Source organism: Undibacterium sp. Di24W (genome assembly GCF_049340325.1).
Taxonomy (GTDB): Bacteria; Pseudomonadota; Gammaproteobacteria; order Burkholderiales; family Burkholderiaceae_D; genus Undibacterium.
This window is the reverse complement of sequence record NZ_JBMPOP010000009.1, coordinates 78,845-93,096: the sequence shown is the minus strand read 5'-3', so window position 1 is coordinate 93,096 and position 14,252 is coordinate 78,845. Positions and strand designations below refer to the sequence as shown.

The following is a 14,252-nucleotide window of genomic DNA, read 5'->3' as shown; positions in this document are numbered from 1 at the left end:
AATTTTTTCTGTTTTATTTCTATTAGTGCAAAGTTTGGATCATTTATTTCAATTAGAGACATTAGAAAAAGGAAAACTATGACGGACGCAACGACAACTACAGCAGCGCCTTTGCGGCAAAGCTGGTTTAACCGAACTCTGAATGCGATTGAACGTGTCGGTAATAAATTACCTGACCCAGCGATTTTGTTTGCCTTGTTTATGTTCACCGTTTGGGGCATTTCTTGGGCTCTTTCTGGCGTGAGTTTCAATGAAATCGACCCTCGTAATGGCAAGCCAATACAGATAAATAACCTTTTAGATGGTGGCGCATTTACCGCGTTTATGGCGAAGTTGGTGAGTACCTTTGTTAGCTTCCCACCCTTGGGCGTGGTGCTAGTTGCGATGCTTGGGCTTGGCGTTGCGGAACATACGGGCTTTATCAATGCGGGTCTTCGGTCGATTTTGGCAGTGACACCTAAAATGTTATTGACCCCAGTACTGGTTGCCGTGGGTATTCTAAGCCACGTCGCCGTGGATGCTGGTTATGTCTTGGTGATCCCCTTGGGCGCGGTGATTTTTTATGCGGCTGGACGACATCCGCTGGCAGGTATCGCTGCTGCTTTTGCCGGTGTTTCTGGCGGCTTCTCAGCCTCTTTCTTTATTCCTAGTAGTCTCGATCCTTTATTGGCTGGGCTGACACAAGCCTCGGCGCGACTTTCGTCTAATCTGGCCGCGACGGATTTGATTATCAATCCTTTGAATAATTTTTACTTCACATCAGCTTCCGCGATTTTGATTATTTTTATTGGTTGGTTCTTAACCGATAAAGTGATCGAGCCGCGTTTGAAAAATACGGCGATTGATGGTGATCCGGCTGGCTTGCCGACTTTAGATCCTTTGACACCAGCGGAGCGACGCGGTTTGCGCTTTGCGGTGTTGGCGATGCTGGTGAGCGTAGGTTTATTGTTTATCTCAGCGTATCCAGCAACGTCAGCATGGCGTGGAACTGATACGAGTTTGACGCATTCCTCAGCACCACTGATGCAGTCGATTGTGTCTTTGATTTTGGTGTTGTTCTTGATTCCTGGTGTGGTATACGGCTATGCGGCTGGCACGGTCAAAAATCATCGCGATGTGATTCAGGGAATGAGTAAAGCAATGAGCGGTATGGGTTACTACATCGTGATGGCATTTTTCTGCGCGCAATTTATCTATGCTTTTGGCCAGTCTAATCTCGGTGCATTGCTCGCGATTAAAGGTGCGGGTGCTTTGAAAGAGATGGCGTTGCCCTTGGGTGTCACGTTAGTTGGAATCGTGATCCTGACAAGTCTGGTGAATTTATTGGTTGGCTCTGCTTCTGCCAAATGGGCTTTGATTGGTGCTGTGATGGTGCCAATGTTGATGGAGTTGGGCGTTTCGCCAGATTTAACCCAAGCCGCATATCGCGTTGGTGACTCTTCAACCAATATCATTACGCCGCTGATGCCATACTTCCCATTGATCGTGGTGTTTTGTCAGAAATACGTGAAATCGACCGGGATAGGAACTTTGATTGCCTTGATGCTGCCGTTCTCAATTTCTTTGCTGGTGCTTTGGACTGCATTTTTGCTGTGTTTTTGGATGTTTGGTATCCCGCTTGGCATAGGCGCGAGTTATAGCTTTCCTGCTGGCGTTTGATGTTGAGTAATTTGTAAAAATATGTTCCTTTGGATGCGGTCGGTTCGGCGTAATGTGCCGACCGCATCCATATCGTGTCAGGCTCGCCAGTGACCAACTTTTCGTCATGATTCCCCCTTGAATTTTATTGAGAATGATTATCATTCATGATAAAGTTCGAACATCGTTTTTTTCTCATTGGACATTCTCATGATGAAACATCTTTCGTTGACCGCTTTGGCGTGTCTATCCCTTGCTGGTGCGGCGCACGCGCAAACGCCAACACAGTCTGTCACTGTTTACAGTGCTCGTAACGAACAATTGATCAAGCCTCTGTTTGACGCCTACACCAAAGAGACTGGCGTAGAAGTTAAAGTCTTGACCGACAAAGAAGGACCGCTGATGGCGCGTCTGCAAGCTGAGGGGAGTAATACCGCTGCTGATTTGTTGATTACGGTGGATGCGGGGAATCTTTGGCAAGCCGCGAATGTTGGCTTGCTCAAACAAGTTAAATCGGAGATTTTGAACAAGAATGTGCCTAGTCATTTACGTGATGACAATGGCTTGTGGTACGGCCTTTCATTGCGTGCACGTACGATGTTCTTTAACCCCGATTTGGTGAAAGCAGAACAGCTTTCCACCTACGAGGATTTAGCGGATCCGAAGTGGAAAGGCAAATTGTGCCTGCGCACAAGCAAAAAGGTCTATAACCAATCCTTGGTCGCAATGATGATCGCTCAATACGGTGAAGCCAAGACAGAAAAAATTGTGCGCGGCTGGATTGCTAATTTGGCGACCGATGTGTTCCCAGACGACACCAAATTACTCGAAGCGATCGCAGCTGGACAATGTGGTGTTGGTATCGCCAATACCTATTACTACGGTCGTATCGTGGATAAAAATCCGCAATTTAAAACCAAGCTATTTTGGGCTAACCAAAAAGCCGAAGGTGTCCATGTGAATATTTCTGGTGCGGGTTTGACGCGCCATGCCAAAAATGAAGCTGGCGCGATCAAATTGATGGAGTGGCTGTCGTCTAGCAAAGCACAAAATATCTACGCGGATAAAGACATCGAGTTTCCAGTCAATCCGACGGTCAAGCCTGACCAACTGGTTGCTTCATGGGGGCCGTTTAAATCCAATCTGATTAATATGAGCAAAGCTGGTGAATTGCAAGCGCCAGCAGTTAAACTGATGGATCGCGCTGGATACAAATAAGACGCAAGCGACAAACAAGTTTTGCTATGAGTTTGGTCATGCATTCGACCACTTTGGTGAACCAGAGTTAACGTCAGTGAATACGATTGGGCAGCTCATTAATTGAGCCTGCCCATTTCCCTTTTTGGAAGTCTATGCGGTTTTTCTCTGCACGTGGTGCATTTATCCTGTTGCCAATTGCTTTGCTTACGATTACGCCCTTGCTAGTCGTCCTATCTGCTTTTTTTCAACCGCAAACCGAGGTCTGGCAACACCTGATTGAATTTGTATTGCCATCGGTGTTTAAAAACACGGCGATATTGTTAGCGGGAGTTGGGGTAGGGGTTCTGTTGCTTGGCGTGCTTCTGGCATGGCTGACGGCTGTTTGCCAATTTCCTGGACGCGGTTTTTTTGCCTGGGCTTTGATGTTGCCATTGGCAATGCCAGCGTATGTATTGGCTTTTGTGATGGTCGATCTCTTGGATTTTACAGGACCCTTACAAAGCTATGTGCGTGAGTTGACCGGATCGTCCGCTTGGTTTCCGCGTATTCGCAGCACGGGTGGTGTGATTCTCGTCATGTCCTTGACGTTTTACCCCTACGTTTATTTGTTAGCCCGCAATGCCTTTTTGACGCAGGGCAAACGCGCTCTCGAAGCGGCGCAGATGTTGGGCGTGTCGCGTCCTCGTGCGTTTTGGAAGGTGGCGTTGCCAATGGCACGACCTTGGTTGATTGGTGGCTTGACTTTAGCTTTGATGGAAACGCTCGCAGATTTTGGTACGGTATCGATTTTTAATTTTGATACCTTTACGACCGCCATTTATAAATCATGGTTCTCCTTATTTAATCTGCCTGCGGCATCCCAATTGGCGTCTTTACTGGTCTTGCTTGTTGTGCTCTTGCTCGCGATGGAGCGCTGGGCGCGTGGTGACCGTCGTTACCATGGTCGCATTGTCGCTGCAGAGCGTATCGTATTGAGTCGAGTGCAAGGATGGTGTGCGAGCCTCACTTGTAGTGCGGTACTCGCCATCAGTTTCGTGATCCCGATGCTGCAATTAGTCCGCTGGACCGCGCAAGTATGGCAGGAGGATTTTGATGCTCGTTACCTTGGCTTTATCGTGCGATCGATCGGCATCTCCCTGTTGGCTGGCATACTGGTCACGGGTTTGGCATTGCTTATCGTGTTTATTCAACGCCGCTATCCATCAAAGATCACCTCGGTCTTGGTACGTTTCGCCACGGTTGGCTATGCCGTGCCAGGTACGGTATTGGCGGTCGGTGTTTTTATTCCGATCGCTTGGATTGATAATCAATTATTGCCAATCGCACAGGCCTTGGGATGGGACACTTTGCAAATTCTGAAAGGTTCAGTGGCGGTGATGTTGTTAGCACTTGCGGCGCGGTTTATGGCAGTTGGATTTCAGCCGCTTGATGGCGCGATGCAGAGAATCAGTTATAACCAAGAAGATGCAGCACGCACGCTCGGTGTGAGTGAGTGTGGTTTGCTGCGACGCTTACATATTCCACTGATGCGCGGCGGTGTATTGACAGCGATTCTGATGGTCTTTGTCGACGTTATGAAAGAAATGCCCATCACGCTAATGACGCGGCCATTTGGTTGGGATACGTTAGCGGTGCGCGTGTTTGAAATGACATCCGAAGGCATGTGGCAAAAAGCAGCTTTGCCTAGCATGTTGATCGTAATTGCGGGCATTGTTCCCGTAATTTTGTTAGTGAACAAGTCGGAAAATAAATCATGAGTGCTTTAGTGAGGAACCCTTTACTCAAGGTTGATGGACTAGCCGTTTCCTATGCGGGACGCAAAGTCGTTGAACATTTATCCTTTGAACTGGAAGAGGGTGAGATCGGCTGTTTGCTAGGCGCATCAGGATGCGGAAAAACCACCGTGCTGCGTGCGATCGCGGGGTTTGAAGCGATCTCAGCGGGCACCATTGAGCTTGCAGATCGTCTCGTCGGCTCAGTGCAAAAACAAGTGCCTGTGCAAGAGCGCCAAGTTGGTATGGTGTTTCAAGATTACGCATTGTTCCCCCATCTGACGGTGGCAGAAAATGTCGCGTTTGGTCTGAAAGCCAAAGACAATCGCGCGAGCAACGAGCTACTCGATCTGGTTGGACTTGGTCATGTCGCGTCGCGTTATCCGCACGAGTTATCCGGCGGCCAGCAACAAAGGGTCGCTTTAGCACGTGCTCTAGCGCCACAGCCACGACTCTTACTTTTGGATGAACCCTTTTCTAATCTCGACGTTGAATTGCGCGAACGCTTGGGTCAAGAAGTGCGCAGCATTTTGAAAGAGCGCGGCACCACCGCCATCTTAGTCACGCACGATCAGCGAGAAGCGTTTGCCATGGCGGATCGTGTCGGCGTCATGACCGATGGCGCATTACGCCAATGGGCATCGCCCTACGACTTGTACCACGAGCCGGTTGATCGCTTCGTAGCTAATTTCATTGGCGAGGGCGTTTTGTTACCGGCCAAATTGACGGGCGCGAATTGTATTGAATTTGAATTAGGCGAAATGTGCCGTATCAAATCCATCGACTGCTGCTTAGGTTGTCCTATGGAAGTTTTGATTCGACCTGATGATATCGTGCATGTTGATAGTAGTCCGCTCAAAGCTGAAGTCGTCGCCAAGGTGTTTCGCGGCGCTCATTTTCTCTATACCTTGGCATTACCATCGGGGAATCGTATTTTATCCTTGGTGCCTAGTCATCACAATCATTCGATCGGTGAGGCTATCGGGATTGAACTTGAATGCGAGCATGTGATTGCTTTCAAAAAATAGGGCAGAATTGGCCTCGATCTTTTCTGATAGATACCTCACTCTCTATTGAGCTTTAATCCTTTGCTAAGCTTCGCGTAATACACGTTCTTGATCTTCTTTAGGCCAATGTTTAATTGATATCAACATCCTCTGCCAACTGAATCGCGGGAGCTACCCTTGCCATATTACTCGTGTTTAGTTCGCAAAATCACATCGTACAGATACCAGTTGCACCACAATCACAGTGTTTTATTACAATATTTCTGTAAAAACACCTAGAAATATGCGCTTCACATTTAGAATTGAGTTTCTCAAAATAAAGAGACAGCATTATTTTTTTGTAAGAGCTAGTGTAGCCTTGCTTAAGTCTCGCTTTGCTTGCTCTACGCTACTCTTGGCTTAACCTAATCTTGTTTAAAGTTAAAAGCAAAAATGAAGTCAGCACTACTCAGTAATACCCAATTTAAGACCCTGATGTTTAGCTTGGTCTTGATATTTGGCGTGCTGAATATTTGGGCAACCAGACAATGGGAGCGTGCCGCAGCACCGCAGGTTGCGGCTAACTTAGGCGTGGTGTTTGGTGCACCAGATAAAAGTTATCGCTTGCCGATCGATAAAATTATCCCTAGCTCACCTTTAGCGGCTATTGGCGCCAAAGTCGGTGATTATGTAATCTTTGAAAATCCTGGTGATGACGGGCGCTTGCTGGCACGGGAAGACCGTGTGGCATTGCGTCTTTACCGTGGATCATCAGATAAAGACGTTTTTGAAGCGGTATCTGTTCAGCCTGTTTTAAAAAATCTTGCCCATGCCACGGTTTGGCAGGCAATTACAGTCGTACAGTTTGCGACTACCTATATCGCCTTATTGATTATTGCCGTAATTTCCTGGCGTCATTTGGCAAGCAGCGCGATGCGTATATTGGCAATTGCCATGCTTGTGATTATCCCCGATACCTTTATTCCCTACTTACCCGGTGGCGAACTTCAAGATTTCTTAAGCGTTTATCTGTTTCCTATTGAGCTCTTTGTCGGCTATGTGTTCTTCACGTATTTTTGCCTGATTTTTCCTGAAGATCGACCTCATTGGCGTTTGCCCTGGGTACGTTACGGTTTTTATGTATATGCCGGTGTGTTTGCCAGTTATACCCTGTACCATATTTTTTTGAAGTTGGGGATGCTGCCGTGGGAAGTCCGTGAGTGGGTAAATTTACGGATGATGCGTCGCTGTCTGGCAATTGCATCTGTGGTTTTGTCCCTCGGTGCTTTAGTCATTTCATGGCGGGTCAGTAGCGGTGTTACGCGCCAACGATTGGCCTGGATAGGATTCTGCATGGGTAATATCTATGCGATTTACTTGTTCCATAATTTGTTTCGCATCATGGATGAAGAGCGGGCAGTCGCCTATTTTGAGTTCTTCAATTCGTCCATTATTTTCTTAGCCTATTGTGGTCTGGGCTATGCACTATTGCGTAACCGTTTGTTCGATTTTAGTTTTGCCATTAACCGTTTTAGTGTCTATGCCTTGGTCACTGGCGGCATCATTGCATGTCTCGTCTTCATGCAGTATTTGCTTGCGCCATTGTTAAACATACAAGTGCGGTGGCAAACTTTGTTGTTCGATACTGTATGTGGGCTTATCTTGATTGCCTTGTACAAGCCGTTTCTGGCTGTGGCAGAACAATTGGTCAGAACCTGGTTGTACCCTAAGTGGCGGGCGCAGGAGGAAGCATTGCAAGTTGCAGTAGCAAATGCGGCGAATGTCACAGGACAGGATGCTTTAGCTGCGCATTATCTGGATGCTCTACGCGCCTATGCAGGTGGTGCATACACCGCGATCTATAATTCTCATGAAGGTTTCTGTACCTTAATTACGGGTGATTTCCCACATGCCCCGAATCGTATCCATGCCTTAGGTGGCGATCTAGCGCGCATGCTTAGCTCGCGCTTGCCTCTATCTTTGCAAGGCCAGACGGGCGAAAATGCGCTACTGGTCCCGTTTACCCATCGTGGGCAATTGACCGGATTTCTCTTGATTGGTGGCAAACTCGATTTTAATCAATATCGCCCTGATGAAATCCGCTCTATCACGCGTACTGCGGCCTTGTTGGATCAGGATTTGCAAGCTGAAGCGCAGCGTGGACATCAGCAAATGTTGGCGGAGAAAATTGCGGCGGAAGAGCACGCACGTGAAATGGCAGAGCTGGCAAATGAAGCGAAGAGCGCATTTCTCGCCACCATGAGTCACGAAATTCGTACGCCCATGAATGCAATTATCGGTTTGGCTTACTTGTCTTTGCGTACTGATCTAACTGCTAAGCAACGTGATTATCTGAGTAAAATTCATGATGCCGGTAATGCCCTACTTGGCATTATCAATAATATTCTCGATTTTTCTAAAATCGAAGCAGGGAAGATGGAAGTTGATTTCAGTCCCTTTTCTTTAGATGATGTGATCTTGCATGTGCAGACGGTTACCGCACAAAAAGCCAGTGATAAAGGGCTGGAATTGCAGATACAAATTCCTGAGCATATACCGCGTTTTTTGGTCGGCGACGCGATGCGATTGGGACAGATCCTGATTAATTTAGTGAACAACGCAATCAAGTTCACTGAAACGGGGCGGGTTCGCATTGGACTTGATTTGCGTAGTGCCGACGATTTTGATATGACTAGTCCAGAAGAACAACATTTGGAACTGCATTTTTCCGTATGTGATACTGGTATTGGTATGAACGAGATTCAGATGCAAAGCTTATTTTCCGCTTTTCATCAGGCCGACAGCTCGACCAGCCGCAAGTTTGGTGGCACTGGTTTGGGCTTGTCCATTTCGCGCCAATTGGTTGAGCTATTGGGTGGCAGTATTCAAGTACAAAGTCGTTTAGGTGCGGGATCCAATTTTGAGTTTTTTCTACCGTTCCATACCTGTAGTGAAGCGGCATTGTTGCAGATAGGAAGAACCATCTCCAGCGCCCAGTATCAATATGCCGATACCAGAGTATTGCTGGTCGAAGACAACGAAATTAATCAACAGATTGCTGTGGAGTTGTTAGCGACGGTAGGGATTAAAGTTGAACTTGCTGGTGCTGGGCAAGAGGCTTTGGATAAATTGCAGGGACTTCCCTATGATTACTATGATTTGATTCTGATGGATCTGGAAATGCCCGGTATGGATGGACATCAGGCAACGCGGCAGATACGCCAAAATCCACATTTGAATCATGTGCCTATTATCGCGATGACTGCCCATGCAATGGCGGACGTGCGGCAGCGTTGTATGGACGAAGGCATGCAAGATTTTCTGGCGAAACCGGTGCAACCGAATGCCTTATTCACTACTTTAGCGCGCTGGTTAGAATATAAAGCGAGTACAGGCGAGCCCGCCCAGGTGGCACAAGAGTTGGTAGCATATGGCAATTCAGATAGTGATAAAAATCGTGAAGAAAACGGCGCCAAAGTAGGATTTGATTTTGCTTGCTTGAAGCAGATAGATAGCGCGCGCGGGCTTAGTCAAATGATGGGGAAACATGACCTCTATCTGAAAGTTTTGCGCCGCTTCCTTGAAGGGCAAATAAATACGGCAGCGCAATTACGTGATGCGATGGAACTCGGTCAATTGAGTCAGGCCACGATGCTGGTGCATACTTTAAAAGGCTTAGCCGGAAGTATAGGTGCGCAGCAAGTGCAACTAGATGCCATGCAATTGGAGTGCTCATTGAATAGCTGCACAGCGGAGAATGTGAACTCGGAAGAGGTTCGCGAGTTATGGCAAAGATTGGACAAATCTTTAAGTCTGGTACTGGTCGAGCTGCAACAGGGTTTGCCAGTGCAACAGGTCGCAGCATATCACCCCACGGCTAGTGAACTTGAGACTACTGCGGATATCAGTCACGACATTTTGGCTGATGTCTTGCAGCAGTTGCGCGAACTGCTTGCTAACTACAGCGGCGATTGCCCTCAGTATTTTGAAGAACATCGCGTAGCCTTAATGCGTTTATTCGATGGCACATTGTTAGAAAGACTGAATCAGCATATTGCACAATATGAATATGATGAAGCTTTGTCTTTATTGGAGAATACTTAGGCAAACAAGGATGCAATTTAGAAGCTAAATTTACTTAATATTTCTTCTATATCACTTCTCGTGATGGTGCAATTAGCTTTGCATATTTCCCAAATTAAGATTTAGTCACTACACTGTGCACCTGCGATCAGCTTCCATCGACCTATCTCGTTTTTCTAATTCAGACATTGATATGACAACTTCCGGTAAGACCTACAGTGCGCGCAGTCGGGCGATTGAACCTTTTCATGTGATGGCATTACTGGCACGTGCCAATGAGTTGCAGGCGGCGGGACATGATGTGATTCATTTGGAAATCGGTGAGCCTGATTTTGTGACCGCTGCACCTATCATTGCGGCGGGTCAGGCGGCATTGGCTGCAGGTAAAACCAGCTATACCGCAGCACGAGGCCTGCCGCAATTGCGTGAGACAATTAGTCATTTTTACCAGCAGCGTTATGGCTTGAATATCGACCCACGTCGTATCTTGGTTACGCCAGGAGGTTCAGGTGCTTTGCTGCTCGCCACCAGCTTGCTAGTAGACCCGGGTAAGCATTGGCTCATGGCTGATCCCGGTTATCCCTGCAATCGACACTTCTTGCGATTGATCGAGGCCTCGGCACAATTGGTTCCCGTCACGCCGCAACAGAACTATCAACTGACGCCAGAGTTAGTCACCCAGTATTGGAATGCAGATACGGTGGGTGCTTTACTTGCCTCACCGGCGAATCCCACCGGAACTTTACTTAGCCGTGAACAATTACAAGCATTGTCGCTAGCGATTCGTACGCAAGGCGGGCACATGGTGGTGGACGAGATTTATCATGGACTAACATACGGTGTTGATGCCAGTAGTGTATTGGAGGTCGACAATGAGGCCTTCGTCCTGAATAGTTTTTCCAAATATTTTGGCATGACAGGCTGGCGCCTTGGATGGTTGGTTGCACCGGACGATGCTGTTTCTCAGCTGGAAAAACTGGCTCAAAATTTATACATCAGTGCACCTAGTATTGCGCAATATGCGGCGCTTGCTTGTTTCGAAGAAAACACCATTGCGATATTTGAAGAGCGCCGTCACGAGTTCGAAAGACGCCGAGATTTTTTATTGCCCGCATTGCGAAATCTTGGATTTAAAATCGCTGTTGAGCCAGAAGGGGCATTCTATTTGTATGCTGACATCAGCGAATTGGGCGGGGACGCATACGCGTTCTGCCAGCATTTTTTAGAGACCGAATTTGTCGCCTTCACGCCTGGGCTAGATTTTGGTCAGCATCAATCACATCAACATGTGCGATTTGCTTATACCCAAAATCTGAGCCGTTTAGAGCAAGCGGTAGAACGTATTGCGCGCGGCTTAAAAACTTGGCGTTCTTGGTAAGCCACGTAGTTCAATCGAATGATCGGAGTTTACAAGTTTAGGCAGCTTGTTTAGGTAGCTCATTTAGGTAACTTACTGAGACTGCCATCGCCGCTGATAGAGCGGTGGCGTACATTCGCGACTTTTTCCGCCTGAGCGAAAGCACCTAAAAAGTTTTCGCCCAAGACTTTTTTTATCTCAGCTTCAGTGTAGCCACGACGCAGCATCTCAAAGGTGACTAAGGCCAGATCTTCCATCCCTTGCATGCCAGCAGGCAGCATAGGAATACCATCGTAGTCTGAACCTAGACCCACGTGATCTATGCCCGCAATTTTTTTGATGTAATCAATGTGGTCCACGATGCGAGTGTAACTGGCGATATAGATAGGATGCTGCGCCAATATCTGACGTTCGGCTTGTGGGTAAGCGTTGGGACTATCTTTAAGTTTTGCTTGCAAAGCGTTGAGTTCCGGCTTTAACTTCTCCTTACGTTGCTGCATTTCTTGATTGGTTCGGGCATCAAGGAAGGCTGGGAAAAAATTAATCATGACCACGCCGCCGTTTTTTGCTAAGCGTTTCAAAACAGCATCGGGTACATTGCGCGTGTGGTCGTTGACACCACGTGCTCCAGAGTGCGAAGCAATAATTGGCGCGCTGGAGATATCGAGCACATCCTGCATGACCTTTTCTGAGACATGCGAAATGTCTACCAGCATACCGAGACGGTTCATCTCTTTCACGACGTCTTTTCCAAAACTGCTTAAGCCATTGTTCTTCGGGACATCCGCATGCGCGTCAGCCCAATCATGCGAGACGTTGTGGGTCAGTGTCATATAACGTATGCCTAACCTATAAAAATTGCGCAGCGCATGCAGCGAATTTTCGATCGCGTAACCACCTTCTATGCCCATCAAGGCGCAGACTTTGTGTTGCTGTTTCGCTTGTCGAATATCGGCACTGCTGTTACAGGCGCTTAAAAGTTTCGCGTGTTTCTCAACTTCTCGATTGCGTGCATCTATCATGTCCATGGCTCTATGCATCGCACCGCCGGTTTTCAAGGTGTCTCCTGAGACATAGATGGAAAAAAATTCGCCAGTCACACCACTTGCTTTCAGTCGCGCCAAGTCGGTATGGAAAGGATCACCATCGAGATGAAATTGTCCAATTGTGTTGCGCGCCAGATTAAAGTCCTCATCGACCAAGGGTGTAGGAATATCATTGTGGCCGTCAACAATGATAGCGCTACGGTGTATTTTTAAGGCACGTGACCACAATTGCGGATCAGCATCTTTTGGCATAGTCTGGGCGTTTGCCAACGTGCTACAGGCAAACCAGCACACCATCGCTGGAACAAGTATTAGTTGCTTGAGTTTTTTCATTGTGAGGGCTTCCAAAAAGTCAGATCAAGTGGCGATGCCAAAGTGTTACAGCATAGGCGGCTTCGCATAAACGTACAACTGCTCAGTTCGTGATCTGGAATTTATGTACAAACTAGGGTACAGTTTTGTGATGTAAAAAAGTTAGACTCGACTTGAATGGTGAAGCCTATGAAACTTAAAAACGGTTTGTTCTTTTGCGCTTGGATGTTAGCGCTGTGCTTTGCAGCGCAGGCGCGTGCCGAGTTTATAACGTCAAGCATCACCTCGGGAGAAGGCGCCAACACGCTGTATGGCAGCTTGTTAATTCCGGGACATAAAGTCAAGCCACCGGTTATCTTATTGATTTCTGGTTCCGGTCCCACTGATAGAGATGGCAATAGTCCCGCATTGCAAGGCAAAAATGACGGTTTAAAGATGTTGGCGGAAGAATTGGCGATTGCGGGTTTTGCTAGTGTGCGTTACGACAAGCGTGGCGTTGGTGAAAGCTTCGCTGCAGGTAAATCTGAAGCAGAGTTACGATTTCAAACGTATGTCGCCGATGTGCAGTTATGGGTCAAGCAACTCAATGCCGATCCGCGTTTTTCTGGCGTGGCTATCATAGGACATAGCGAAGGCTCCAGTGTGGGTATGCTGGCCGCGCAAAGTAGCGATGTGGCTGCATACGTTTCTTTATCTGGCCCAGCACGATCTGCTTCAAAAATTCTGCGTACGCAATTGCAAGATAAACTTCCACCCGATTTATTGAAGTTAAATGAAACTATTTTGAGTAAATTAGAAAAAGGTGAATTGGTGCAAGAAATTCCTGCGCCTCTATTGGCTTTGTACCGACCTAGTGTGCAGCCGTACTTGATCTCTTGGTTTAACGTCACACCCGCCGATGTGATTAAAACACTTAAAATGCCCGTGGCGATTTTTCAGGGGGACACTGATATCCAAGTAACGGTCAGTGAGGCGCTGCTTTTGTCTAAGTCGCAACCTATGGCGCAATTGCATGTGATCAAAGGGATGAATCATATTTTGAAACAAGTACCCATGGATATAAAGCAGCAGGTTGCCTCGTATAGCGATCCCCATCTCTATTTAGATCCAAGCTTTGTTAATCCCTTGATTAATTTTTTGAAGAAGAGTTTTACGCCGAAATGAATTCGGATTATTGAGTAAAAAAGCCGGTAAGCTTAGCTGTTTACCGGCTTTTTTTGTTTTACGATGATGCCTGCAAATTCAGGGCAACATGCGACGTAAAGTATTATCTTTGACGACATAATGGTGATATAAACCGGCCATTGCATGCAGCCCAATCAAGAAATAGCCCGCTTTCCCAAAGCTCACATGTAGCTCCTCGATTTGATGTGCCAGATCTTTGTTTGGCGCAATTAAGGCCGGCAATTCAAACCCAAAGAAAGGTATAACTTGCGCCTCGCCGCTTAAAATTAGCCAGCCAGCGATTGGCATACCTATCATTAAACCATATAACGCGATATGTATAATATTCGCGATCATGGTTTGCCATTTAGGTGGGGTGGGGACTATCGGTGGAGTCTGATTGGTGACGCGCACAAACAGACGAACCAAGGCAAATGTTAAGACGGATAAGCCCAACATAAAATGCCACATTTTCATTGCTTTGCGCGGATCACTGCCTTTGGGGAAAAACTCACGTAATTCTATGGTGGCATATACGGCGATTAAAAGTAGCAACATCAACCAATGCAGACTTATCGTCAATTTATGATAGCGAGTATTCGTCGTGAGTATGGTGGTGGAGTTCATGGCTTTCCTCGTTTTTGTTACTGAAGACTATGCTGCATTTTAATGGAGTCACAATTTGTTGGACTTA

General features: G+C 47.1%; 9 protein-coding genes. 7 read left to right on the top strand and 2 right to left on the bottom strand.

What is annotated here, in order from left to right:
• The first annotated feature begins 78 nt into the window (after positions 1–78).
• The 6 genes from ACO0KZ_RS17885 (at position 79) to ACO0KZ_RS17860 (ending at position 11,057) form a co-directional block, all read left to right on the top strand.
• Positions 79–1,659: an AbgT family transporter gene (locus ACO0KZ_RS17885; protein ID WP_422997713.1), complete on the top strand. Its 1,581-nt coding sequence runs from the start codon at positions 79–81 to the stop codon at positions 1,657–1,659.
• 189 nt (positions 1,660–1,848) lie between these two features.
• Positions 1,849–2,856, top strand: coding sequence for an extracellular solute-binding protein (locus ACO0KZ_RS17880; protein ID WP_422997711.1), 1,008 nt, complete (start codon positions 1,849–1,851; stop codon positions 2,854–2,856).
• A gap of 134 nt (positions 2,857–2,990) precedes the next feature.
• Positions 2,991–4,595, top strand: a complete 1,605-nt coding sequence (locus ACO0KZ_RS17875; protein ID WP_422997709.1) for an ABC transporter permease — start codon at positions 2,991–2,993, stop codon at positions 4,593–4,595.
• Positions 4,592–5,638: an ABC transporter ATP-binding protein gene (locus ACO0KZ_RS17870; protein WP_422997707.1), complete on the top strand. Its 1,047-nt coding sequence runs from the start codon at positions 4,592–4,594 to the stop codon at positions 5,636–5,638. Before ACO0KZ_RS17875 ends, ACO0KZ_RS17870 begins: the two co-directional genes overlap by 4 nt.
• A 411-nt stretch (positions 5,639–6,049) precedes the next feature.
• A complete protein-coding gene (locus tag ACO0KZ_RS17865) occupies positions 6,050–9,700 on the top strand; it encodes a response regulator (RefSeq protein WP_422997705.1) in 3,651 nt (1,216 codons plus the stop codon).
• 172 nt (positions 9,701–9,872) lie between these two features.
• Positions 9,873–11,057 (top strand): pyridoxal phosphate-dependent aminotransferase, encoded by a 1,185-nt coding sequence (locus tag ACO0KZ_RS17860; RefSeq protein ID WP_422997703.1) that lies wholly within the window; start codon positions 9,873–9,875, stop codon positions 11,055–11,057.
• A gap of 59 nt (positions 11,058–11,116) precedes the next feature.
• Here ACO0KZ_RS17860 and ACO0KZ_RS17855 read toward each other — a convergent pair whose 3' ends face one another.
• Positions 11,117–12,415, bottom strand: a complete 1,299-nt coding sequence (locus tag ACO0KZ_RS17855) for a dipeptidase (RefSeq protein WP_422997701.1) — start codon at positions 12,413–12,415, stop codon at positions 11,117–11,119.
• A 168-nt stretch (positions 12,416–12,583) separates the two neighbouring features.
• Between ACO0KZ_RS17855 and ACO0KZ_RS17850 the strand changes: the two genes are divergently transcribed.
• The gene (locus tag ACO0KZ_RS17850) at positions 12,584–13,558 is read left to right on the top strand and encodes an alpha/beta hydrolase (protein ID WP_422997699.1); all 975 of its coding nucleotides are present in this window, start codon (positions 12,584–12,586) and stop codon (positions 13,556–13,558) included.
• A 78-nt stretch (positions 13,559–13,636) separates the two neighbouring features.
• On the opposite strand, the gene ACO0KZ_RS17845 is transcribed toward ACO0KZ_RS17850, so the two are convergent.
• Positions 13,637–14,185 (bottom strand): cytochrome b, encoded by a 549-nt coding sequence (locus ACO0KZ_RS17845; protein ID WP_422997697.1) that lies wholly within the window; start codon positions 14,183–14,185, stop codon positions 13,637–13,639.
• Positions 14,186–14,252: the final 67 nt, after the last annotated feature.

Excerpts from the sequence above, each read along its gene's own strand:
- ACO0KZ_RS17885 (WP_422997713.1), top strand. The coding sequence starts at position 79 with ATGACGGACGCAACGACAACTACAGCAGCGCCTTTGCGGCAAAGCTGG.
- ACO0KZ_RS17880 (WP_422997711.1), top strand. The coding sequence starts at position 1,849 with ATGATGAAACATCTTTCGTTGACCGCTTTGGCGTGTCTATCCCTTGCT.
- ACO0KZ_RS17875 (WP_422997709.1), top strand. The coding sequence starts at position 2,991 with ATGCGGTTTTTCTCTGCACGTGGTGCATTTATCCTGTTGCCAATTGCT.
- ACO0KZ_RS17870 (WP_422997707.1), top strand. The coding sequence starts at position 4,592 with ATGAGTGCTTTAGTGAGGAACCCTTTACTCAAGGTTGATGGACTAGCC.
- ACO0KZ_RS17865 (WP_422997705.1), top strand. The coding sequence starts at position 6,050 with ATGAAGTCAGCACTACTCAGTAATACCCAATTTAAGACCCTGATGTTT.
- ACO0KZ_RS17860 (WP_422997703.1), top strand. The coding sequence starts at position 9,873 with ATGACAACTTCCGGTAAGACCTACAGTGCGCGCAGTCGGGCGATTGAA.
- ACO0KZ_RS17855 (WP_422997701.1), bottom strand. The coding sequence starts at position 12,415 with ATGAAAAAACTCAAGCAACTAATACTTGTTCCAGCGATGGTGTGCTGG.
- ACO0KZ_RS17850 (WP_422997699.1), top strand. The coding sequence starts at position 12,584 with ATGAAACTTAAAAACGGTTTGTTCTTTTGCGCTTGGATGTTAGCGCTG.
- ACO0KZ_RS17845 (WP_422997697.1), bottom strand. The coding sequence starts at position 14,185 with ATGAACTCCACCACCATACTCACGACGAATACTCGCTATCATAAATTG.